Source organism: Anabaenopsis arnoldii (assembly GCF_028331025.1).
Lineage (GTDB): Bacteria > Cyanobacteriota > Cyanobacteriia > Cyanobacteriales > Nostocaceae > Anabaenopsis > Anabaenopsis arnoldii.
On sequence record NZ_JAQMUH010000011.1, the window covers coordinates 1 to 21,632 of the forward strand.

20 protein-coding genes are annotated in these 21,632 nt (G+C 42.6%); 9 read left to right on the forward strand and 11 right to left on the reverse strand.

The window, feature by feature from the left end; genetic code table 11:
- The first annotated feature begins 172 nt into the window (after nucleotides 1–172).
- The 4 genes from PN457_RS01085 to PN457_RS01100 all read left to right on the forward strand — a co-directional run bounded on the left by PN457_RS01085 (nucleotide 173) and on the right by PN457_RS01100 (nucleotide 6,255).
- A complete protein-coding gene (locus tag PN457_RS01085; RefSeq protein ID WP_271730743.1) occupies nucleotides 173–1,567 on the forward strand; it encodes a vWA domain-containing protein in 1,395 nt (464 codons plus the stop codon).
- Nucleotides 1,568–1,707: 140 nt separating this feature from the next.
- Nucleotides 1,708–2,271, forward strand: a complete 564-nt coding sequence (locus tag PN457_RS01090; protein ID WP_271730744.1) for an FHA domain-containing protein — start codon at nucleotides 1,708–1,710, stop codon at nucleotides 2,269–2,271.
- A 27-nt stretch (nucleotides 2,272–2,298) separates the two neighbouring features.
- Nucleotides 2,299–4,092 carry a PP2C family protein-serine/threonine phosphatase gene (locus PN457_RS01095; RefSeq protein WP_271730746.1) on the forward strand — a complete coding sequence of 598 codons (1,794 nt, stop codon included), beginning with the start codon at nucleotides 2,299–2,301 and terminating at the stop codon, nucleotides 4,090–4,092.
- 48 nt (nucleotides 4,093–4,140) lie between these two features.
- Entirely contained in the window at nucleotides 4,141–6,255 is a 2,115-nt protein-coding gene (locus PN457_RS01100; RefSeq protein WP_271730747.1) for a serine/threonine-protein kinase, read from the forward strand.
- Nucleotides 6,256–6,309: 54 nt separating this feature from the next.
- On the opposite strand, the gene PN457_RS01105 is transcribed toward PN457_RS01100, so the two are convergent.
- The 3 genes from PN457_RS01105 to trxA all read right to left on the reverse strand — a co-directional run bounded on the left by PN457_RS01105 (nucleotide 6,310) and on the right by trxA (nucleotide 7,801).
- Complete coding sequence (locus PN457_RS01105; protein ID WP_271730749.1) at nucleotides 6,310–6,882, reverse strand: CBS domain-containing protein; 573 nt, start codon at nucleotides 6,880–6,882, stop codon at nucleotides 6,310–6,312.
- Between the two features lie 43 nt (nucleotides 6,883–6,925).
- A complete protein-coding gene (locus PN457_RS01110; protein ID WP_271730751.1) occupies nucleotides 6,926–7,381 on the reverse strand; it encodes a CBS domain-containing protein in 456 nt (151 codons plus the stop codon).
- A 96-nt stretch (nucleotides 7,382–7,477) separates the two neighbouring features.
- On the reverse strand, nucleotides 7,478–7,801 hold the full coding sequence (gene trxA, locus PN457_RS01115) for a thioredoxin (protein ID WP_271730752.1): 324 nt from the start codon (nucleotides 7,799–7,801) through the stop codon (nucleotides 7,478–7,480).
- A gap of 481 nt (nucleotides 7,802–8,282) precedes the next feature.
- On the opposite strand from trxA, the gene PN457_RS01120 reads away from it, so the two are divergent.
- The 3 genes from PN457_RS01120 (at nucleotide 8,283) to menH (ending at nucleotide 10,891) form a co-directional block, all read left to right on the forward strand.
- Nucleotides 8,283–8,624, forward strand: coding sequence for a recombinase family protein (locus tag PN457_RS01120; RefSeq protein ID WP_271730753.1), 342 nt, complete (start codon nucleotides 8,283–8,285; stop codon nucleotides 8,622–8,624).
- A 208-nt stretch (nucleotides 8,625–8,832) separates the two neighbouring features.
- Nucleotides 8,833–10,032 (forward strand): CBS domain-containing protein, encoded by a 1,200-nt coding sequence (locus PN457_RS01125; RefSeq protein WP_271730754.1) that lies wholly within the window; start codon nucleotides 8,833–8,835, stop codon nucleotides 10,030–10,032.
- Between the two features lie 55 nt (nucleotides 10,033–10,087).
- Nucleotides 10,088–10,891 (forward strand): 2-succinyl-6-hydroxy-2,4-cyclohexadiene-1-carboxylate synthase, encoded by an 804-nt coding sequence (gene menH / locus PN457_RS01130; protein WP_271730755.1) that lies wholly within the window; start codon nucleotides 10,088–10,090, stop codon nucleotides 10,889–10,891.
- Between the two features lie 121 nt (nucleotides 10,892–11,012).
- On the opposite strand, the gene PN457_RS01135 is transcribed toward menH, so the two are convergent.
- From PN457_RS01135 to PN457_RS01150, 4 genes are all read right to left on the reverse strand, one after another.
- A complete protein-coding gene (locus PN457_RS01135; RefSeq protein ID WP_271730766.1) occupies nucleotides 11,013–11,657 on the reverse strand; it encodes a glycoside hydrolase family 24 protein in 645 nt (214 codons plus the stop codon).
- Nucleotides 11,658–11,733: 76 nt separating this feature from the next.
- A complete protein-coding gene (locus tag PN457_RS01140; protein WP_271730757.1) occupies nucleotides 11,734–12,390 on the reverse strand; it encodes an NAD(P)H-binding protein in 657 nt (218 codons plus the stop codon).
- Nucleotides 12,390–13,139, reverse strand: coding sequence for a hypothetical protein (locus tag PN457_RS01145; protein ID WP_271730758.1), 750 nt, complete (start codon nucleotides 13,137–13,139; stop codon nucleotides 12,390–12,392). Before PN457_RS01145 ends, PN457_RS01140 begins: the two co-directional genes overlap by 1 nt.
- 44 nt (nucleotides 13,140–13,183) lie before the next feature.
- Complete coding sequence (locus PN457_RS01150) at nucleotides 13,184–13,597, reverse strand: secondary thiamine-phosphate synthase enzyme YjbQ (RefSeq protein ID WP_271730760.1); 414 nt, start codon at nucleotides 13,595–13,597, stop codon at nucleotides 13,184–13,186.
- Between the two features lie 140 nt (nucleotides 13,598–13,737).
- Here PN457_RS01150 and psb35 point away from each other — a divergent pair, with 140 nt between their 5' ends.
- Nucleotides 13,738–13,965, forward strand: coding sequence for a photosystem II assembly protein Psb35 (gene psb35 / locus PN457_RS01155; protein WP_271730761.1), 228 nt, complete (start codon nucleotides 13,738–13,740; stop codon nucleotides 13,963–13,965).
- A gap of 60 nt (nucleotides 13,966–14,025) precedes the next feature.
- On the opposite strand, the gene PN457_RS01160 is transcribed toward psb35, so the two are convergent.
- From PN457_RS01160 to PN457_RS01175, 4 genes are all read right to left on the reverse strand, one after another.
- Nucleotides 14,026–14,445 carry a tellurite resistance TerB family protein gene (locus tag PN457_RS01160; RefSeq protein ID WP_271730767.1) on the reverse strand — a complete coding sequence of 140 codons (420 nt, stop codon included), beginning with the start codon at nucleotides 14,443–14,445 and terminating at the stop codon, nucleotides 14,026–14,028.
- A 59-nt stretch (nucleotides 14,446–14,504) separates the two neighbouring features.
- Nucleotides 14,505–15,854 (reverse strand): 16S rRNA (cytosine(967)-C(5))-methyltransferase, encoded by a 1,350-nt coding sequence (locus PN457_RS01165; protein ID WP_271730762.1) that lies wholly within the window; start codon nucleotides 15,852–15,854, stop codon nucleotides 14,505–14,507.
- A gap of 121 nt (nucleotides 15,855–15,975) precedes the next feature.
- Nucleotides 15,976–17,391, reverse strand: a complete 1,416-nt coding sequence (locus PN457_RS01170) for a glycoside hydrolase 100 family protein (RefSeq protein ID WP_271730763.1) — start codon at nucleotides 17,389–17,391, stop codon at nucleotides 15,976–15,978.
- Between the two features lie 332 nt (nucleotides 17,392–17,723).
- A complete protein-coding gene (locus PN457_RS01175; RefSeq protein WP_271730764.1) occupies nucleotides 17,724–19,172 on the reverse strand; it encodes a glycoside hydrolase 100 family protein in 1,449 nt (482 codons plus the stop codon).
- A 1,123-nt stretch (nucleotides 19,173–20,295) separates the two neighbouring features.
- On the opposite strand from PN457_RS01175, the gene PN457_RS01180 reads away from it, so the two are divergent.
- Nucleotides 20,296–21,489 carry a Coenzyme F420 hydrogenase/dehydrogenase, beta subunit C-terminal domain gene (locus PN457_RS01180; RefSeq protein WP_271730765.1) on the forward strand — a complete coding sequence of 398 codons (1,194 nt, stop codon included), beginning with the start codon at nucleotides 20,296–20,298 and terminating at the stop codon, nucleotides 21,487–21,489.
- Nucleotides 21,490–21,632: the final 143 nt, after the last annotated feature.

Sequence of the window (21,632 nt, forward strand, 5' to 3'; positions counted from 1 at the left end):
CCGACCACCGTCAACCGTCAACGGTATGGCTAACGCCACGCTATCGCTATCGACTCCGCTCACCGACCACCGTCAACCGTCAACGGTATGGCTAACGCCACGCTATCGCTATCGACTCCGCTCACCGACCACCGTCAACCGTCAACCGTCAACCATCATCAAATAAAAAACCATGTCAAATCTACTCAACATTACTATTACCCCCCATCGGGAATTTCTACCAGCAGAACAAGCAGGACAAAAACTATTTGTGATGCTGAAACTGCGACCCACAAAAGAAGTAGCTGCAACCCGTCCCCCCACAGCTTTTACTTTCGTGATTGATACCAGTGGCTCAATGTATGAAATTGTCGCTGGGGAGACCAGACCCACGGGTAAAAGCTATGTCATGGATGGCAAAGAATATACACAGGTCACCGGGGGGAAAACAAAAATAGATATTGTCATTGAATCCTTGTCAGCCCTAGTCAATTCTGGTAGATTGGGGGCAAGCGATCGCATTAGTATAGTACAATTTGATGACTCAGCCTCTCAAATCATTGGCTTAACCAGCGCCACGGAAATCAGCAACTTAGAAACCGCCATCAGCAAACTACGCACCTTTTCCGGTGGGACACGCATGGGTTTAGGGTTAAGTCGCGCCCTAGATGTCTTGAAAGGTCAAGAAATGTCCGTACGGCGCGCTCTAGTATTTACCGACGGTCAAACCTTTGACGATGATCAATGTCGTAACATAGCCTCAGATTTTGCCACCCATAACATCCCCATCACCGCTCTGGGTGTGGGGGAAGAATTTAACGAAGACCTACTTACCCACCTGAGCGACTCCACCGGGGGGAGCTTATTTTATGTGGTTCCCGGTAACGCCATTGGTACGCAAGTTTCCATCTTAGACCTACCCAACCAAATCATAGAACAATACACACTTGCCCAGCAGGAAGTAATCACCAACCTGGCCTTAACAGTGAAACCCGTTAAGGGGGTAGAATTGTGTCGTATTATTCGCGCCTATCCCACCCAGGCGGAATTTCCCTTAGATCAAGACCCCCACCCCATAGGAAACGCCGCAGCCAACGACGAAACCATTTTTATTTTAGAATTTAGCATGGATAGTCGCCCCCCATCCCGGGCGCGCCTTGCTCAAATTGGCTTAACCTACGAAGTCCCCGGTCAAAAAATCCGCAGTGAACTACCCCCCCAAAATGTAGTAGTGCAATTTGTCGCCGGTCAAGGGGGCGCAGCACAAGTTGACCAAGAAGTGATGGGTTACTTACAACAGTGTAATATTTCCCAAATGATTAACCAAGCCATAACAATCGCCGATAAAGACCCCGGAAAAGCCCAACAACTCCTAGAAAACGCGCGCACGATGACAGTCAAGCTTGGTAACCAAGCCATGACCGAATCCCTCAACGGCGCTCAACAAGAATTACGCAAAACTCAGAAGATATCCGCCGGAACCACTAAAACCATGAAACTAGGGGCTAAAGGTAAAACTGTGAAAATGGGTGACGACATTAACGAGCAGATATCACAGGACAAAATACGTCAAATGACTGGAACCTAAACCCCTAAGTTGACGGTTGACGGTGGTCGGTGAGCGGAGTCGAACCGTTGACGGTTGATGGTTGACGGTTGACGGTTGACGGTTGACTGTTTTAAAAGCACTGATCACATATCTTTTTGAATACAAGGACACACAAAATTATGATTACCTGCGCCGCTTGTGGACACGACCAGAACCCACCTAACTCTGAATTTTGCGTTGTTTGTGGTTCTGAACTGCAAACCGCAACCCAAGCTATGAACGATTTAGATCGCATTAGACAAGAATTATTAAAACCCATACCAGAACCATTCATACCCACACCCACACCCACACCCACACCCATACCTGCACCCATACCCACACCCACACCCCAAACCTCCCCCAGTGCGATCGCCAAATTAATTCCTAAACAAAGCGGTTCCCCGGTTCCAGAATTTACCTTAGATGGTAATGCGATCGTGGGAGTCTTTGACCCCGATATGGGACCAGTAGATATTGACCTAGAAGCCTTTATGGGTGGTGAAACGGTTTCTCGCAACCATGGGGAAATATACCAAAGTAACGGTACTTGGTTGATCAAAGACCTAGGGTCTACCAACGGTATATTTATCAAACCCGTGGGACAAACTCGCTTCGGCGCTAGAATCACCACCCCAGAAACCCTTAACCCCGGTGATGAAATTGCTTTTGGTAAGGTTCGGCTTGTCTTCCAAAATCTTTAATTAGTTTAATTACCATGCTTACTTACCATGTCTTCACCCACCATTGATACCAGCAATAGTTTAGTCATTCAGACCCATAGTAAATTGACCATTGGTGATATCCCGGTAGAGATTATATCATATTTGGGTCAAACCGCCGATGTTTATTACTTCCAGGTGAATATTTTACCCCCAGATGATAGTACCACCCCATGTGAACCTATGAAATTAGGTTTACTGCGGGTGGGGTCTTTAGACAGTGGACTGAGCCGAGAATTGCAACTTAGAGAAATCCTAGGGGACTATAAACTAATTGCACAGTTACTCGCCCACAGTCAAGCTGCATCTGTAACTATTAACCTAGAGACAACTCCCCCCCCACCCCAGGAAACAGACACTGTTGATGAGGGGAGTCTGATCACAGATACTCAAGAACTAGAAGGGGAGTCACCAGCAGAAACTACCTCATCTAATTATTTAGAAGAAGAATATTACCCCGAAGTAGAAATTACCTCATCTACCGAGAAAATTCTGCTCCTCACTGATTTTCCCGATCAAAGTCAAACCATAGAAACTTGGTTAACAGCAGAACATACCCTAGAAGAGTCTTTGTTTCTCACTACCCAGGTCTGTCAATTTTTCCGCTATATACATCAAAGAAACTGGTGTTTGATTTCCCTTCTCCCCCCATGGGTGCAAATGGGAACCCCTATCAAGTTTTTTGATTTAACCACAGCTTACCCCCTGGGTGTAACCCTCCCATCAGGATTATTAGGAGATTATTTAGCCCCGGAACTGGGTTATAGTCAAAATCCCATTCAGGAATCTATGAGTACCTATACTGTGGGGGCATTGTTATATCATATCATCCATCAACACCCTTTGCCTCAAGAACTATCCCTTGAGTTCCAAATCAAACCCATCCCCCAAATTTACCAAATCCTCAAAATTTCTCTGGCTCCCGTTGCAGAGCAAAGATTTAACCTATCTCAACTCCTCAACGTATTAGTAGAAACTCGTAAATCATATAGCACAATTAAAACTCAATGGCAGGTGGCTACTGGTTCCACCGTGGGACTTTCTCCCCATCGCTTACACAATGAAGATAACTATGGAGTCAGACAAGAACAACTCAGCAATTCTCAAACCATGATTTTAGCAGTTGTGGCTGATGGTATGGGGGGAATGTCTCACGGAGAATTAGCTAGTAAAATAGCTGTGGAAATTCCCCTACAAACCGCCATCCCTCCTGAATGTAAAACCCTAGAACAATATCAGCAATGGTTAACTTCACTGTTCCACACAGCTAATGAAGCTATTAATGACCAAGTTAAGGATGGTGGAACCACTCTGAGCATGATTTTGGCGATCGCCCAACAATTAATCATCGCCCATGTGGGAGACAGTCGCATTTATCTGTTACGCCAAGGAGAAATTCGCCAATTAAGCGAAGACCATTCACTAGTTGCCATGTTAGTAGCTAGTGGTCAAATCACACTAGAAGAAAGTATAGACCATCCCGATCGCAACGTTTTAATTAAATCCATAGGTTCCAAATCCAGATTAAGTGATGGTTACGTCCAAGACCTCCGACGCACCACCCCGGAATTATCCCTCACCCTAGAGGATGCAGATATTATCATCCTCTGCTCTGACGGAGTATGGGATTTAGTCCCCCCCTCAGACCTTGCAGATATCTTTAATAATTGTCATCACCCGGACTTAGATTTACAACTAGCTGTTGACAAGACTATTACACAAGTATTACAAAAAGGCGCATCAGATAACGCCACCCTTGTGGCTTTAAAGTGTACCATCCAAAAAAACGTAGCCAGTGGTTAAACCACTGGTAGTCAAACCGCTGTCTACTAACCTTGACTTACCACCCCAATGACTATTCAGTGTCCTACCTGCTTGACAGAAAACCCAGACAATGCTACAATCTGCATTGCTTGTGGTTTTCCCCTCACTCCCACCCAAACATCATCAATATACCACCTACCTAGTGGTACCATCCTAGGACAGGGAAAATATCAAATTGAAAAACTCTTAGGAGAAGGTGGTTTTGGGATTACCTATCAAGGGGTTTACCTGCAAAACTCCGCCAAGGTAGCCATTAAAGAACTGTGGCCAGAAAAAGCCGCCAGAACAGGTAATACAGTCTGCTGGCCCCATTCTATCACCCCAGCAGAACGCCAAAAACAACTAGACAGCTTTCAAACCGAAGCCAGTTATTTATCACGATGCTCTCATAGAAACATTGTCAAAATCTATGATTGGTTCCAGGAGAACAATACAGTTTACCTAGTGATGGAATTTGTCGCTGGTAAAACACTATATCAAATGTTCCAAGAACAAGGTAAACTACCAGAAAATCAAATCACAGATTATTTTATTCAAATAGCCGAAGCCCTGAAGGTAGTACATCAAAACCAACTATTACATAGAGATATTAAACCAGATAATATCCTCATTGACCAGCAAAACAGAGCCGTCTTAATTGACTTTGGCGCTACTAAAGAATTTATCGCCGGACAAACCCGGGAAATGAGCGTCACCCTATCCCAGGGTTATGCTCCCCTAGAACAGTATAGCTACCGCAGTCAACGTTGGCCAGCCACAGATTTCTACGCCTTGTGTGCGTCCATGTATGAGTTATTAACTGCTCAATTACCCGCACCCGCTCCCGAAAGAGCTAGCGCAGATACACTCATCCCCCCCCGTCAACTTTCCCCCCATCTGAGTCCCTTAATCGAAAAAGTGATTTTAACCGGGATGCAATTTAGAGTTGAAGACCGGTTTCAAACAGCAGATGAATTAATCGACGCTTTAAATGGGAGGTTTGTTTCACCTAGCCAAAAACGCGCCCGGGAATTACTAGCAAAGGGGGAGTTAACAGCAGCTGTACAAGCATATGAAAAATATCTCAAAACTGAACCCAACCATGGTGAATCAGCAGTTGAACTCGCATTAGTACAATGCTATCTCAACGACAATCAAGCCAAAATTGCCGCCGAAAAAGCCATACAATTACAACCACAAGATGGTAGAGGTTATGGGGTTTTAGGTCTGGTGAGTTGTCGTCAGTCTAAATGGTCAGAAGCCATTAAATATTTACAACAAGCAGCCAAACTCAGCCCCCAGGAAGCGTGGATACAGGCTAATCTAGGTTGGTGCTTAGGTAAGTGTGGTGATTGGTCTCAAGCAGAAATAGCTGTGAATAGAGCGTTACAGTTAGCCCCTGACTCTACTTTTGCTTTAGGACTCCAAGCTTGGATTGCAGTTAATCAACAGGAGTGGAAAGCAGGAGTAAAGGCTGCTACCCAAGCAATTTTTAAATCTAATTTACAGTCTAATTTACAGTCTCACAGCACCCCATCTAGTGATAGTCAACTATTACAACAGTGGGTATATCCTTATTTGATTATCTCCCTAGACCACGCCACTGTTACCCAGCAAGCCAGGGATGTAGAACGACGGATACAAGAATTTATTACTCAAGTCCCTGATAGTGCTTTCGCCCTAGGGTTTCAAGGTTGGAAACAAGCCCTACAGGGGTTATGGTCTCCAGCACTATCTGATTTTACACCAGCTAGCAGTAAATCACAAGTCCCCAGTTGGGTGTTAATTAATTACGCCATTACCCAGGAAAATCTGCATAATTGCGCCGATGCTATCCGAATTTACGAAACTCACCAGCACAAGTTCCCTGGTGATGCCTTTGTTTTATTCCGGTTAGGTACATTACATGGTAAACTAAATGAATGGAACAAAGCCCGCCTTTATCTACAACAAGCAATTCAAATTAAACCTGATTATCCCCAAGCTCATCATAACCTAGGCTGGGTTTTACTTAACATTCGCGCCCAAGATAATCAAGTAGAACACTTCCGGGAAATGTTGTCAGCTTATCGTCAAGCTGTTCAACTCTATACACAACAGCAGCAACATTCATTAGCTGCAGATATTCAACAGGCCTTTCAACTGATTGGGATGAATGTTTGAGTGATTAAGTTTCCCCACGGGAAACTTAATCAAGTTCTTGTTTTGGCGATATCCTCAATCAACCGGTTCTTGTGTTTCCATGTGTTGCTTTTGCGATCGCAGGTGAGAAGCTGATGCGAGTAGTTCCTCGACAACATCCCAAGCTGCGGCACATTCCCGCGAAGAATCACCCTTACTTGCACAAATGCGTCTAGCTTCTTCCCGTGCAACTTCTATTTCATCTTCAATAAAAATGGGTTTGGGATTATCAAATAAATCACTTTTTCTGAGAATATCAGTAATAGAGATAATTCCCAACAACTTACCCTTAATTACCGGAGCGCGACGAATCCGCGTATTAGCAAACAACCGAGCCACATATTCCACCCCTAGCTCAGGATTGACCACAATACAAGGCTTAGTCATAATCTGATAAACCCGGATCTGTTTCGGGTCTTGACCGTAAGCCGCAACTTTATAAATAATATCAGTTTCAGTCACCATCCCATAGGGGTCATTTTCCGTGCGCGGTTCCACAATCAAAGCACGTAACCCTTTATACTTCATCAAATCCACTGCATCAGCAACAGTAGCAGAACCACTAATTGTTACCACATCCGTGGTCATGATGTCTTCAGCTTTCATCATATGTTGACAACTCCCTGTTAATATTTAGGTTGAACAATCTTGATTAATCTTCGTAGATTCTCGCCTCAGGAGCATTGGGAAATTCTTCGCAGTACATAGCAAAATTGCTTTTGGGATTCTCCACAAAGTCACTTTTTCTGAGAATATCAGTAATAGAGATAATTCCCAACAACTTACCCTTAATTACCGGAGCGCGACGAACCCGCGTATTAGCAAACAACCGAGCCACATATTCCACCCCTAGCTCAGGATTAACCACAATACAAGGCTTAGTCATAATCTCATAAACTCGCACCTGTTTAGGATCATTACCGTAAGCACCCACTTTATAGACAATATCCGTTTCAGTCACCATCCCATAGGGGTCATTTTCCGTGCGCGGTTCCACAATCAAAGCACGTAACCCTTTATACTTCATCAAATCCACTGCATCAGCAACAGTTGCAGAACCACTAATTGTTACCACATCCGTGGTCATGATTTCTTCTGCTTTCATCATCGCTAAATTTCCCCCATCAATGAGTATGAATTTATGCTTTACCTAGGACATCCCCATATTTACACTGATGTGCATGGATAAATCCCTCAAAAATGTTTAAAGTATCTTTTCTACAGCTGCGGTAAATTTTTCATAGCCCACTACCCCGACAATGGTTTCTGATGGCTGACCATCCTTAAAAAATATCACTGTCGGTAGACTACGGATACCCAGTTTTTCAGCCATACCGGGGTTATCCCCCACATCTAATTTCACTATCTTGGCTCTGTCTTGGTATTCCTGGGCCAGTTTATCCATAAAATGGCTCACCATCTTACACGGACCGCACCAAGTCGCAGTGCAATCTAACACCACCAATGGGTTATTGCTTAAACAGGTATCAAATTCTGTTTCTTGAATATATTCAACTGTAGTTGTCACGTGAACCTCTTTGTTATTGCTAATACTTGATTCTCTCCCCAACTACCATCAACGCTCAGTATTTGTGCGGGCAATGGTAAAGGATATGATAGAATCATAATGAGCGAAGTTTTCCCTTGATGTCAAGGTTTCAAAATTACTACAGCCCTTGTGCCATATAAGTTTTAGTAATTTGATTTTTCGAGGATTACGCATACAATACCCTACCTTTTCCTTGGTATGAACATAATTTAAGGTGTAGATTCCTGTCCCCCTGGGAATTTGGGATTTATAGTCAAAAATCCCACCTAATGCACAAACAACTCTGTTTACCTCTAAATAACTTCAGGACAACCACCTAACTAACCCTGTTGTTGCAATCTTCCCATTTCCAACCGCTCACTGATTAGTAAAGAATTACCTCAAAAATCCCACTGATTGATTAGCATCTGTCATAACTTGAGATACTATGTCATCAGAGGTGATTTCATTTGTAAAACCAATGACTGCTGAACAATCAAAAGACTATTACCTATGGCACAAGCTAGAACAGGCCCGGAGCGCGAAAGCTGCTCGCGGTGGCTATGCTGGCTATGGTTCTCCCGCTTTTGGTCAACAATCAGTACATGGCGAATTAGTAGACAATCCCGCCGAACAACAGATTATTGACTTAATTCGCCGCCATCACAAGTCAGGAAAATCCCTTCCACAAATTGCTACCTGGTTAAACCAGCAAGGATATACAACCAAGCGAGGTAGTCAGTGGCGACCTGTGTCAGTTAAAAGGGTTTTAGACAGGCTTTATGGTAAAACTCCCAGAATTTCCGGTATGGACGCAACCTAATGGCAAGATTCCCTCCATTAACCCCTTTTTCACTCACCTTATTTTAAGACATTATATTTACCTCTTTATAACTCAAAGCCTTAGCATCTAATACCTTGAGCAACTTTACCCTTTACATCCCTCGGATTATATCTCAATTGTCCCATGTGTAATATATGTCTGACGAATATCTTTACAAAAATTCATAAATTAACATCAACTCTAAAGTATGCTTGATGACCCATTGATTGGCGTTCCCAGTGTAGAAGATGCCATAGATCGGCAGCCACTAGTTGTCACCCCGGATACATCTCTAACTGACGTGATTAATTTAATGAGTCGAACCCGAGGTAATACCTGCTCATTGCCTGAATATGATTCAGCAATTGGTGATTATTCCCTGCTTGGGGTTCGTTCAAGTAGTGTTTTAGTCATGGATGGTGGGCATTTATTAGGTATTTTTACAGAGCGAGATATTGTCAGACTCACCGCAGCAGGTGAGGACTTTGCTAAGGTAAAAATATCCCAAGTCATGGTACATCCGGTAATTACCCTTTCTCATACTGCATTCCAGGATATATTTGCCGCCCTATTTTTATTTCGGCGGTATCGGATTCGTCACTTAGTCATCGTAGATGACAACCAACAACTAGTAGGAATCGTTTCCCCAGAAAGTCTCAGACAGGTCTTACGTCCCACCAACTTGCTGAAAATGCGGCGGGTATCAGAAGTCATGACCACTAGAGTGATTCATGCACCACCCACAAGCTCAGTACTTACCCTAGCACAGATGATGGCACAACATCAAGTTAGTTGCATTGTCATCACTAACACCGATTCCTGGAATGATATTCTCTACACCTTTCAACCCGTGGGTATTGTCACAGAAAGGGATATCGTGCAATTTCAAGCATTAGGATTAAATTTGGCGAAAATTTCCGCACAAACAGTCATGAGTACACCCTTATTCTTACTCAGTCCCGAAGATTCCCTGTGGTCTGCCCATCAACAAATGCAACGCCGGCGAGTACAGCGATTAGTTGTATCCTGGGATTGGGGCGCAAAGTTAGGTATAGTTACTCAAACCAGCTTATTACGTATATTTGACCCCCTAGAGATGCATGGAGTCATAGAAACACTGCAACAAACAGTATCCCAACTAGAAGCAGAAAAAGCCCAATATCTCACCCACCAAACCCAAACTAATTACACACCAGTACCTCTACCCCCATCTGACCACAGCAACACGAAAGAAAACATCATTCCTTACGACAACTTAGATACCTTGATTTCTAATGTGCAAAGTCGCATAGAATACTTACTCAATCACCCTAATTTATCCCCAGAATTACAGCAACAGTATTTAAGCTCCACCACCACGGAAATTAAAACAATCCGCCATTGGTTGCGTGCTGGAATTTCTGAGTAGAATCCTTTATTGTTATTAACCTCAACCCTGAATTACCAGGTATTTACACAGGTTTATGACTCTGCCAAAATACAATATTCACTATCATTTAATTAATCACCCCCACACACCAGTTATGCTATTTTTGCATGGCTTTATTGGCAATCTTGATGAATTTGATCCAGTGATTACATTACTGGGTGAGGAATTTTCCTATTTAACACTTGACTTACCTGGACATGGCAAAACTCAAGTATGGGGAGGGGATGAATACTATACAATGGAAAATGTCGCCCAGGGGGTGATTAACTTACTAGACCAGTTAAACATTCAACAGTGCTACTTGGTCGGTTACTCTATGGGTGGAAGATTAGCCTTATATCTAACGCTACATTTTCCCCACCGTTTTACTAAAGTCATCTTAGAATCTGCATCCCCTGGTTTAGCAACAGCAACAGAACAATTAACCAGAGTTAAAACCGATGGTCAAATCGCCAGAAAGTTAGTTAGAACTACTACCAAACACGAGTTTACTAACTTCTTACTCCATTGGTATAGTCAACCCATCTTTGGAAGACTCAAAGAGCATCCACAATTTACCACCATGGTAGAAAGTCGGTTGCAAAATCACCCAGTGGAACTAGCCAAGTCATTGCAATTTATGGGAACTGGAAAGCAACCCTCATTATGGCATAAACTCCCAGAAAACACCATACCTTTACTGTTATTAACCGGGGAATATGACCATAAATTTAGAGATATTCATACACAAATGGCGCAAAAATGTTCAGCCCAGGTAAGAGTTATTGCTGATGCTGGCCATAATACTCACTTAGAAAATACTCCAGAATTTGTCAAAACTATCCGCAACTTTATATAGTCATCCTATTTGAGTTGAGAAATTATCAGTGAGGAAAGGGAACAGGGAATAGGGAACAGAAATTGTTCAGAAATCAAATAGGAGTCCTATATAATTAAACCTATAAAATCCTCAAACAAAATCACCGCAGGGGACTGGTAGTTATAAATGCTGGTTGATTAGCGGCCCTTAATTCTTCCTGTAACATTTTTTGATAAATTTGGGGCAAAGACCTACTAATTGAATTAGTTTCTATACCATATCCCAAACTTGTCCAGGTGGGAGATAGTCGCCGCAAAACATCGTGAATTTTTCCTTGTCGTAACAGTTGAGGAATATCAGTTCTCCAAACTCTGGAATCCTTCAACCAACGGTAAACCACTATATCTTGATACTCCGGTGCAAAACTATAAGTAGACCAAAACATGGCTCCGGGAGGTTGGGGATGATAGCGAGGGGCGATTTCAAACCAAGTCTTATTGATAATTTGATACCTACCCGCCGCAGTAGAGCAGTTATTTTTATTCGGTCCGCTGACGATTCTAACGCATATTTCTGGATGGCGACTGAGGTCATTGACCTGCTGACCACCATATAACAGAGAATAGGGACGGTTACCACTAGCTTCACTAGCGGAGATGGTGCGCATCAAAGCACGGATGTAAGGATCACCCCCACTCATGACTAAAGGTGGCTGTGGTACCATAAATACCAGATCCCTTGGCGATCGCACCGAGCCATGTATATACCACTGTAACAAATATACAAACCCCAGCAGTGCCGCCATGGGGCCAATCAGATGCTCAACGCCCTTGAGTTTAAAACCTTTGAGTGTCACAATCCTAGAAACTTAGTGAAATTAACTAAACATTAGCAAACAACTCCCCCCAACTTTTTTGGGGAGCCTCTGATTTAGCCACCACCTCAACAATTTTATTCCGGGAAGCAGGCTCAAACAAAGCCTCAACCGCCACCCGCGCCACCTTCTGACGGGGAATACTACCATCAAACAATGTATCAGCACCTTGCATTACCACACCATCAGAATTATCTTCATTTTTCAAACCACCAGGGCGGACAATAGTATAAGTCAAACCACTTTTTTGAATATACTCCTCAGCCTGTTTTTTCCACACCAAAATCAGCCAGAACAAATTTAAAGGGTGAAACAACTGAGAAACACACAAAGAAGACACTAAAACAAAATGCTCAATTCCCTGAGACTTAGCCGCCGCGACCAGATTTTTAGTACCCTCAAAATCCACTCTATAGGGGCCAGTGGGGTCAAAACTCGGTTTAGCACCCGTAGCGCACAGCAAAACCGTACTATCTCCTAAAGCAGCATTCAGGCTTTGTGGTTGTAACACATCACCCTCAACTAACTGTGCCTCACTAGGTAAAATAGCTCTAGCTTTCTCTATATCCCTCACCAAAGCCCGCACAGGAATATTGCGCGCTATGAGTTCTTGGACAATGCGGCGACCTGTTTCGCCTGTTGCTCCGGCTACAAATGCTTTCATCAGTGTTTCTGGGGTTGAATATTTAACTTTAATGCTAACTGCTGGCGCATTTCTTGAAAGGGTTTATCCCATACAGGACAGGTATCCCAATCCCATGTAGCCACAGGGATGAGGTTTGCTTTAGCTAAAGAAGTTAGTAGCAGGTGCTCATCCTCTGGTTCCCGGGAAAAATCGAAGGGGTTACGGTATCCTGTATGAGAAAGATTATAAGATGTCAACTGACCATAATTAATGTGTTTGATCAGTTTTTCACCCTTGCTCAATAACTCCTCTAAAAAAACCAAACTAAAAGGCTCAGAATTTGAGCGCGTTTGTGGTTCTCTTTGTACCCATCTTGCCCAATCAAACCCATAAATAAAATCGTGAACGTAGCGGAAGCGAATTTCTTTATTGATGCCGAATAGCTCAATGAGCAAGACCATCTTATCACCAAAGGATTCTAAAAAAGACATAAAACCCCCATCGGCTACTAAAGCCTGTCTGACCATACTACTAACCATAAAATCAAAATCCCAGAAGATATTTTCTGGGAAGTTTTGCAACTGAGCATAAACTATCAATTTTAAGGTATCCCCCAGGGCTAGAACAAATTCCTCATCTGTGGTCATGGTAGTAATTAAGTTTCCCAGTTCTACAAAACTAGTAATGAAAGTTTTGTCGGGGTTGAGAGTTAATGGATTAACACACTGTTGCGCTAAAATCTCATCTAGGCATTGAAAAGGGTGATTTCCCTTCAGGTCATGGTTCATAAAGACACAAGGGGAGATGGGGACAGAGTTACTAGGTCCAGTTCCTAGCTGGAAATATGGACGACTAATTCTCTGGTATGACTACGCTGACGATGCTCCCAAATATAAATACCTTGCCAAGTTCCCAGGACTAAATGACCGCCATTGATGGGAATTTGTTCACAAGTATGGGTCAGTGCAGTGCGGATATGTGCTGGCATATCGTCCGCACCTTCAGCATCGTGAATATACTTACCCGACTCAGGCACAAGTTTAGCCATAAAGTTGGCTAAATCTACCAAAACATCCGGGTCGGCATTTTCTTGTATCACTAAACTAGCGGAAGTGTGACGCAAAAACAAGGTACAAAGTCCAGTTTCCACCCCTGATTCTGTAACTATAGCCGCAATTTTGGCGGTGATGTTCTGAAAGTTTTTCCCTGTGGTAGAAATTCTGAGTAGTTTTTGGTAGTGCGGCATCTTGATACTATATTGACTGTTGATTTTATTTTAAGCAAAGGTGAGTGTACCTTGAGGTGCCTTTGATGTTAAAATGCTTTCAATAATTAGTTTCCTCTCAGCGCCTTTGGTGACTGAGTTTACCTATATCAGGTATTTATATGAATTTATTCATGCAAACGGCCGCGGAAGCAGTAGCCGGGGGGTCTCATTTTCCCTTAGCCTTTACCTTAGTGTATGTGGTTGGTTTTATTGCTGCTGTCACCATTGGTTCTATAGCTTGGTATAACTCCAAACGTCCGCCGGGTTGGGAAAGCAAAGATCGCCCCGACTTTGTACCTAAAGTAGAACCAGAAGAAACTCCAGGTTCGGGTAAACCGAAGTCTTAAGTATTACTTCTGCATGGGGATGGCTAGACGCGAAGAATCGCGTCTGCTCAACTCAAAGCTTTAGTTCTGCACCTCCACCCAGCGACGATAAAGCTTTTGAATTTGTTTGAGCAACTCTCTATAGTCTGCTTCAGTGCATTGATTTAGCTTTCTTGACTCGTTTTTTGTCAGCAGCCATACTTCTTCTACACCTACTTCATCATCACTATAAATTAATTCACTAATGGCCGAAATCAGATTTTGGTAACCTTTTGGGCTAGGGCGATCGCCTAAATATTCTCGCAACCACCTAGAATATTCTTGCGGTTGCACAGGAACTAACTTATACAGCCAAGGTTTAATTTCCGGATCACCTGCTAACCCTTTTACTTGAGCTATCTCGCGCAGATATTGCCGTTCTTCGGGTTCTATTTTACCATCAATCCAAGCCGCAGCAATTAGGATTTTCACTAACTTTTTGACATGGGAATCAGTAACCATTGCTGCTTCCTCCGCTAGGTTGGTAGCTTTCAAGAAAATAGTACAATCCCAAACTGTATTCATTGGTAATTGTTGGTTTTTCTTAATCGCACCATGAAAAAGCCATCCATGTTTTGTCGGTGAGGCCAAACCTTCAGCCAACCTTGGGGTGTGGAATACCTAGCCTCATACGAGTCAACCCCGGGGGGCTGAATTTCCCAATCGGGATGGTCAGTTAAAAACCTAGAAATCACCCCTTCATTTTCCGCCGGATGCAGTGTACAAGTGGCATAAACTAGTACACCCCCAGGCTTGACAAATTTAGATGTCTGTGCTATGAGTTCTGTTTGCAACCTCGATAGTTCCTGGACAGATTCAGGTGTTTGTCGCCAACGTGCATCGGCGTGGCGGTGTAGGGTTCCCAAACCAGAACAGGGTGCATCTAGTAAGACGCGATCGCCCCGAGAATTAAACTGGGGTAAATGACGACTATCACCAGTACAAATACGGATAGATTGTAAATGTAACCGTTGGGCATTTTCCCTGAGTTTACGCAGACGGGAAGCAGTGCGATCGCACCCCCAAACTTCGCCATCATCCGCCATTAATTCAGCAATATGGGTTGTTTTCCCCCCCGGTGCGGCACAAGCATCAATCACCACCTCACCTGCTTGAGGGTTGAGAACATAACCCACAAGTTGAGCGCTAGCATCTTGCACAGACCACCAACCCTCACTAAAACCCGGCAGATTTTGGATAGCGCCAGTACTCCCAACTAATCGTAAAGCCTGCGGTAAATCCCGAACCCGGCGAGTTAAAATCCCAACTGAAGCCAAAGCCCCCTCAACTTCCTCAATAGCAGCCCGTAGGGGATTAACCCGTAAATCAATTGTCGGTGTTTGGTTCATCCAGTCACAAAGTTGTTCTGTTTGCGCCAAACCCAATTCATCTAACCAAACCTGAATAATCCAATCGGGAAAGCTGTATAAAATACCCAAACGTTCCACAGGATTTTCAGGTAACTTCAAAGGCTCCGGTAACCTCTCCCCTAGACGAATATACTGGCGCAACAGACCATTCACAAAACCCGTCAGACCAGAAAAACCATTTTCCTTAGCCAACTGTACAGTAGTATTCACAGCCGCCGAAGCCGGGATACGCTCTTGATAACGCAATTGGTATAAACCCAGATGTATGATAGTGCGCAGGTCTTGGGGTTGTTGATGAGATTTTTTAGTAGCCAGTTGGTCAATGAGGGTATCAAGAGTCCGTTGCCTCCTCACACTACCATAGACTAATTCCGTCAGCAAACCGCGATCGTGACTAGGCAAGCTCACCTTTTGCAGCACCCTATTTAAAGCTACATCAGCATAAGCCCCCTTATGAACATCTCGCAAGGCATTAAAAGCTATTTGGCGGGCATTTATCATGAACTAATTTTAACTGTATAATTTATCTACCCCGCCGAGTCATGGAAATTCGAGGTAATTAAGTATATTCTGACAATTATTTTATTGTACTGCGGCACCACAACCAACGCCCAAGCAAAACTCATAACTCGCAAGACTGGGAAGCATTCTCTAAATCCAACTGTGCAAAACTGATTAAAGCTAAATGGGACGGGTTGCGTATCAACTCCTTAGCCAAGAGGAAACCAGAAATTGTCCAAATTTGATATCTTCTGGCTTTCTTACCCACTAAAAGCCCCCGAATACCATCATAATATTCTGGCCATTGATTTTGACTCAGACGTTCTTGAGCAATGTCCCAAGCCCGTTGACTCACATCAGTCCTACCTGTTTTTTGAGCCGCAGCAATCAAAAACCACAATAACACAGGCCAACTACCACCATTATGATATGACCAGGGTATATTTCTGGGGTCACACCCGGTAAAAATTCTGTATTCCTCCTTTTCCACTGCTGGGAAACAGATTTTCATCGGCATTTCTCCGACTAAATCATCCCACTGTTCCTCAATCAGATTCATAATTGCTTGAGATTGCTGTTCACTGGTAAGAGAAGCAAGAATCGCCATCATGTTTCCCAGTGCAAAAAATCGCGTATCTAATTGAGACGGTCCGACATTACCCGCTAAGTAACCACCATGTTTTGGTAACCAAATAGCCAAATTAGCATAGCGAATAGAATCAGGATAAATATTAAATTGATTCACTGCTGACTGTCCGTATTCTTCACCCTTAAAGCGGTAAATCGCATTTAATCGCTTTATATCAATCCAATAGTGACGACGAATATGATCTCTTAATAGAGGTAAGCGATTATCAATACCGATGACAATTTTATTATCTCCAGCACAAATCAGCAACTTCCGCGCACACCGTAAGGCTGCATAAAATAGGGCTTGAATTTCCAAGGGATAACCGTAGATACCCATACGCCGGTAAATCATACAAGCGCCATCGGGAACCAACAGGGTGGGGTACATATCAAATCTGGTCGCCAAGCAAATTTCCATAATCAGCATAATTCCTTGCTGGAATTGAGGCTGCAAGGCAAAACTAATATCTTTGGTAGCCTTGACATAGGCGTGTAATATAACTATCCACCACAGACAAGAATCAACAGGTGTAACTCTAGCGATCGCATGTTCCCCAAAATCCGCTTCCAAATATTCTTGACCATTGTCTGATACAACCTTAAAGCTTGCTGGTATCAAACCTTGTCCGGGTATATAAGCATCCAATTGGTTCTTTTTAGGCTGTAACTTTAAAGTTTCTTCTAAGAAATTACGAACAATATCATATTTACCTTTAATTAAAAAAAGTAAAGCGGAGGGGACGAAATCCCTAATAAAACAATGGTCATGCTCTAAATCTTGTTTTATCTGCTCACAGCTTGTCCGAGTACCCACAGGACGACCTTGGTAGTAAATAATCGACTTATCTAAAATTTCCCAGGCCTGTTTTTCTAAATCATCAACTATTACTAATTTCTCTGTTTCCATTCCGAGAAATACTCCATTTAGATGGTATTTTAGCACCAGATAAAATCTGCTTATTCTCTGCTATAGTTAGAATACTTGTTAATTGAGTGATGAATATATAGACAACTAGTTTTTGTCGATCCACAAGATATCTAGGGCGATATTCAAGCCTAACCCAACATTACCAACTTTTACGATTTAATTTATTGTCCCATAGCCGCAATTTCCAAAATGATCACTCAGAGCAATTTAGAGAAGAGCAAAAGCAAAATGTAACTACAAAGTAGTTACATCGGGCTTTAAACCTTATGTTCATCTTAGACCAATACAACTAATTAACCTCGTGAGATTGACTATCCAGGCATATAAGGTTCTACACTCCCAATTTCAAACTCACAAGCACGAGAAACAGCTTCAGGCGGTAATTCATCAAAACTCACCAATGGTAAATAATTGGGATTATCCATCAGTTCTTTTGCCAATAAAAAACCTGCAATACTCCAAGTTTGATATTTCCTAGCTTGCTTACCAATTAGTCGTCCTTTTTTACCATCATAATATTCTGGCCATTCATCTTCAATCAACCTAGTCTTGGCAATTTCAATAGTCTTTCTAGCTAAACCAGTTTTGTTGGTTTTGACAGCTGCTGCGGCAAACATCCACATTAATACCGGCCAACTACCAGCATTATGATATGACCAAGGGATATTTTTCGGATCACACCCGGTGACAATTCTGTATTCTTCATGCTCTAAGGCCGGGAAACAGATTTTCATAGGCATATCTCCTACTAAATCATCCCATCTTTCCTCAATCAAACTCATAATAGCTTGTGACTGTTCTTCTGTAGCTAAGTCAGAAATAATCGCCATCAAGTTACCCAGGGCAAAAAAACGGGTATCTAACTGAGATGGACCGACATTACCAGCTAAATAACCACCTTTACGGGGTAACCACTTGTCTAATTCGTAATAGGGAAGAGAGTCTACATAGATATTAAATAGATTCACAGCCCCTTTGCCATACTCCTCACTCTTAAAACGATAAATTGCATTGAGGCGATTAATATCTATCCAATAATGCTGGCGAATATGAGCGCACAACAGTGGGAGGCGGTTATCAATTGCTGAGATTATATCTTGATTACCCTGACAAATCAACAGCTCACGAGCTCCACGTAAAGCCCCATAAAATAACACCTGAATTTCCAGAGGATGACCATAAATCCCCATGCGACGGTCAATCATACAAGCACCATCGGGAACTAACAGCGTGGGGTACATATCAAAGCGATTGGCCAAGCAGATTTCCATAATTAACCTAATACCATTTTGGAAATCAGGTTGATAGGCGATGGAATAATCCTTTGTAGCCACTACATAAGCACGCAATAAAATAATCCACCATAGACAAGAATCTACTGGAGTGACTCTAGCGATCGCGTGTTCACCAAAATCAGCTTCTAAATATTCCTCTCCATTGTCGCATACAACTTTAAAGCTAGCTGGAATTAAACCGCGCCCAGGCTTATAAGCATCTAGTTCTCTTTCTTTAGGCTGTAACTTTAATGTTTCTTCCAGGAAATTACGAACAATATCTGTTCTACCTTTAATCAAAAAAATTAACGCCGAAGAGACAAAATCGCGGATAAAACACTGATCATAATTAAGTGCTTCCACAGAAGCATCATAGGCCGCTACAGTTCCCACAGGACGACCTTGATAATAGAGAATTGACTTCTCTAGCGCTCGCCATGCTTGTTCTTCTATATTTTCATCTGTTACTAATTCATTTATTGGCATCACTAGAGTAACTCCATTGAGGGGGTAATTGTTTACTAGATGCACCGTGATGGATTATTTATGCTATTATCTTTAGCATAACAAAAACCATATTTTGAATAGCAACCTGCTTTGAGCAAATAAGTTAGAAATCGTTACTTAAGCTACTAATTGAGCTAGAAATTAAGCCACAATTAGCTTTTCTTTCATTATCTTTTAGGTGAACCGCAGCCAGGTATTTTTTACCTCAAGCAACGTCATAAATCCTAAGAATCGCCATAAAATACATAGTCCCAGGTTGTTCTGTGTTCTGTGTGTCAATCTGGAACCTGGGTTTACCAAACAACAAAGAATTTTCGCTACTATTCCAAGTTGCTTTCAACTATTTACGGTATATTTACTTAATCAAGATTGGGCTTTGAGGCAGTAAATTAGATTATTCCCCTACAACCTCATAATTTATAATGTTTTTTCAGAATATGCAATATAAAAGTTAAACAACTTTAGATGTCAATACTTCTAAGGATGTGTATATTTTACCTAAATTACCAATAATATAGGGAAATTTTGCGAGTAAGGTCTAAGAGGATGTTTGGAAAGTATTAAACAGGTAATTTTTATCTTAGGGAACAGGGAACACACCGAACAGGGAATGGGAAGCAACACCGAATACACAAAAAACAATCAAATCCAGTCCCCTCCCCTGACAAGGGGAGGGTGAGGGTGGGGTCAAACAATAGTCAAACAATACCAGTTCTCTGTTTGGGTTCCTCTTCCACAGACATCTACAAGTTTCTAGCTGGTAGAGCTAGTCCTAAGCTGAGTATTTTATAGACAAAACTATACTTATATTAACAAGGGTTGACATAAGTGAGTTAAGAAAATCGCCCACTTGATATATAATCCTACGATATCAAGTATTGAATTAAGACTATTGCCAAGGCGAAAACCAAGCAATGATAGCGGTAGTCTTTCTTGTAAATCTTATGAGAAATATCGCGTCTGGCTAAGGCGTGCAAGTCTACTAAGGGATAACCGCTCCCATGCTCCCGTTGAAGTAGAAAGTAAAGTCTAGCTTTGTTTAGGTTTTATATAGCAGGTATGGTAATAAAAGCGATTCCTGGATAAAACAAAAAAAAATTATATGACCTCAGTTTCTCCCCATAAAAAGGCCAAAGCCCTGAAACCGACCAGCCGCCGCCCCGCCAAAGAATTGTGTAGCGAGTGCGGACTATGTGATACATATTATATTCATTATGTCAAGGAAGCCTGCGCTTTTATTAATCAACAGATAGAGGGACTCGAAGAACAAACCCATAAGCGATCGCGCGACCTAGATAACGAAACCGAACTCTACTTTGGCGTTCATCAAGACATGATCGCAGCGCAAAAACAGCAGCCCATAGAAGGCGCACAATGGACGGGTATTGTGAGTAGCATTGCCATTGAAATGCTCAATCGCGGCTTAGTAGAAGGCGTTATCTGTGTGCAAAACACCAAAGAAGACCGCTTTCAACCCATGCCCATCATCGCCCGTACACCAGAAGAAATACTGGCAGCCAGGGTAAATAAACCCACATTATCCCCCAACCTTTCGGTTTTAGAACAAATAGAAAAATCGGGGCTGAAAAAGTTATTAGTAATTGGTGTAGGTTGCCAAATTCAAGCCCTCAGAGCCGTAGAAAAACAACTAGGGTTAGAAAAACTGTATGTTTTAGGTACACCCTGTGTAGATAACGTTACCCGCGCCGGACTACAAAAATTCCTAGAAACTACCAGCCGTTCACCAGAGACAGTGGTACATTATGAATTCATGCAAGACTTCCGCATTCACTTCAAACATGAAGACGGATCCATCGAGAAAGTACCATTTTTTGGCTTAAAAACCAATCAACTCAAAGATGTCTTTGCCCCCTCCTGCATGACCTGCTTTGACTACGTTAACTCCCTAGCAGACCTAGTGGTAGGTTACATGGGCGCACCCTTTGGCTGGCAGTGGATTGTCGTTAGAAATGATACAGGTAAACAAATGCTTGACTTAGTGCAAGACCAATTAAACACCCAGCCAGTCACATCCCAAGGGAACCGCAAAGAAGCAGTACAACAAAGTATTCCCGCCTACGACAAGGGGGTAACACTACCCATGTGGGCGGCAAAACTCATGGGTGTGGTAATAGAAAAAATCGGCCCCAAGGGTTTAGAGTATGCGCGTTTTTCTATTGATTCCCATTTTACGCGGAATTATTTGTATGTAAGGCGCAATTATCCAGAGAAATTAGCGGCTCATGTGCCGGAGTTTGCTAAGAAGATTGTAGGACAGTATAAGTTACCAGAGTAAATCTGCTATATAAATCCTAGACAAGTCTAGACATTTATTTCTTACTTCAATGGGAGCATGGGAGCGGTTATCCCTCAGTAAGCTTTCAAGGTTTAGCCAACCTCGATAAGTTAATTGCTGCGTTTAAATCCCTATCCATTGAA